Here is a 1,937-nt window from a genome sequence, read left to right on the forward strand (position 1 = left end):
GCTCGGTAGGAAATAGCCTGTAAGCGCTGATCGATGGTGAGCTCTAAAGGTTTTCCTTCTTCATGCTCTTCTAGCGATATATTTTCAACCACGCGTCCATAGCGATCTTTACGGATAATTCGTTTGCCAGCCTCACCGGTCAGCCACTTGTCATAGCTTCGTTCTACCCCTTCTAAACCGTGACCATCGATGCCAGTCACACCAACTAAGTGAGCACTAACCTCACCTGCTGGGTAGTACCTTCTTGATTCCGACTTTAGCCCAACACCGGGTAGCTTGAGCTCACGAATATAATTGGCCATTGCAGGGCTGACTTGCCGCTGAAGATAGATAAATCGACGCTTGTCATTACTCTTAATTTTCTTAACCAAGCTTTGACGATCAAGTCCGAGGACGTCGGCCAATGCGTGCCATCGATCAAGGTCTTCGAGCCCTTTGCCCTTAAAAATAGCCACAGGATCAGCCCAGACTGCCTCGACAGGTACGCTTACAGCGAGCGGTTCATCATTACGATCGGAAATAATTCCACGCGCGGAATGAATCGTCTTAGCTCTCACGGTGCGCAGATCACCTTGTCGGATCAAGTTATCAGGTTCAATCACTTGAATGTAACCAATACGAGCCACCAAAACAGAAAAGCAGGCAACAACGCAAACCAGCAATAGATAAAAGCGCCAACGGATCAACAAAGGAGCATCCGTTTTGGGCTTAGATTTAGCGGACTTAGATTTGGTGGGCTTAGGGGAGACCGAACTCTTTTTCGTTTTCATTGTAGATTAATGATCACTTCTTTATCAGCATCAGGGCGGCGCATCTCTAGCTCTTGCTTTGCCATTTCTTGCACTCGGCTATGTTCCGCTAATGCCGTTTCTTCCAAAATAAGGTTTCGCCACTCATTGGCTAACTGTTCTCTATAGATCAACATGGTGTTTTTATCAGATATGGATTGTCGGGAGTGATGCGTAATGAACACCACCCCCATCGCACTAATAAATATTAAGACAAGCATCAACAAAGGCAACCGACCAACACCCAATAAATCGGTGACGATAAGCTTAGCTAAATTAGGTGTGCGACTGCTCATTATCGTTACAGTTTTTCTGCGATACGTAATACTGAACTGCGTGAACGAGGGTTTTGTTCTACCTCACTTTCACTTGGCTTATTGGCTTTGCCAATCGGCTTCAAATCTGCGGAGCCCAAAGCACTGATTTGCGCTTCAGTTAAAGGAATACCATGAGGGACTTGAGGGCCTTTACTCTCTTTACGAATAAAACGTTTCACCATACGATCTTCTAATGAGTGAAAACTGATCACAGATAAACGACCTTGTGGTGCAAGAATACTCGCAGCACCTTTCAGCGCGGTATCGATCTCTTCTAACTCACTGTTGATATAAATTCGAAAAGCTTGGAATGCACGAGTCGCAGGATGTTTTTTCTCTTTGAAGCTCTTCGGTGCAGCTTCAGAGATCAATTTCGCTAACTGACTGGTTCGATTGAGCGGTTCTTTCTCTTCGTCATCACGATGTGCGACGATCGCTTTAGCAATACGACGAGCATGTTTGTCTTCCCCAAACTCTCTAATAACCCAAGTAATGTCGTCTAAATCCGCACTGAGGATCCATTCAGCCACAGAAATACCGGCGGTGGGATCCATACGCATATCGAGGGGGCCATCTTTCATAAAACTAAAGCCACGTTCGGCATCGTCCAGTTGAGGCGATGACACGCCTAAATCAAGCAAAACACCATCCACCTTTCCTATTAAATCATAACGTTCGGCATATTCTGCCATCCCTGAAAATGGGCCATGAATAATAGTAAAACGAGGATCATCAATTTTCTTCGCTTCAGCAATCGCTTGTGGATCTCTATCAATACTGAATAAACGACCATTTTCTCCCAACTTAGATAGAATGGTTCGGCTATGGCCGC

2 protein-coding genes and 1 pseudogene are annotated in these 1,937 nt (G+C 45.4%); all 3 read right to left on the reverse strand.

The genetic code is table 11. The annotated features are described in order from the left end of the window. Positions 1-770, reverse strand: a pseudogene (locus ACP45E_RS18845) (peptidoglycan glycosyltransferase FtsI); the annotation flags it as partial. Beyond that, positions 767-1,084, reverse strand: coding sequence for a cell division protein FtsL (gene ftsL / locus ACP45E_RS18850; RefSeq protein WP_017035521.1), 318 nt, complete (start codon positions 1,082-1,084; stop codon positions 767-769). The pseudogene ACP45E_RS18845 and the gene ftsL, both read right to left, overlap by 4 nt. Positions 1,085-1,089: 5 nt before the next feature. Further along, positions 1,090-1,937: 16S rRNA (cytosine(1402)-N(4))-methyltransferase RsmH (gene rsmH, locus ACP45E_RS18855; RefSeq protein WP_069585428.1), on the reverse strand; the 848-nt coding region annotated here is incomplete at its 5' end.

The sequence above is a fragment of the Vibrio genomosp. F10 str. 9ZD137 genome, from assembly GCF_049974785.1.
GTDB lineage: Bacteria > Pseudomonadota > Gammaproteobacteria > Enterobacterales > Vibrionaceae > Vibrio.

Excerpts from the sequence above, each read along its gene's own strand:
- ftsL (WP_017035521.1), bottom strand. The coding sequence starts at position 1,084 with ATGAGCAGTCGCACACCTAATTTAGCTAAGCTTATCGTCACCGATTTA.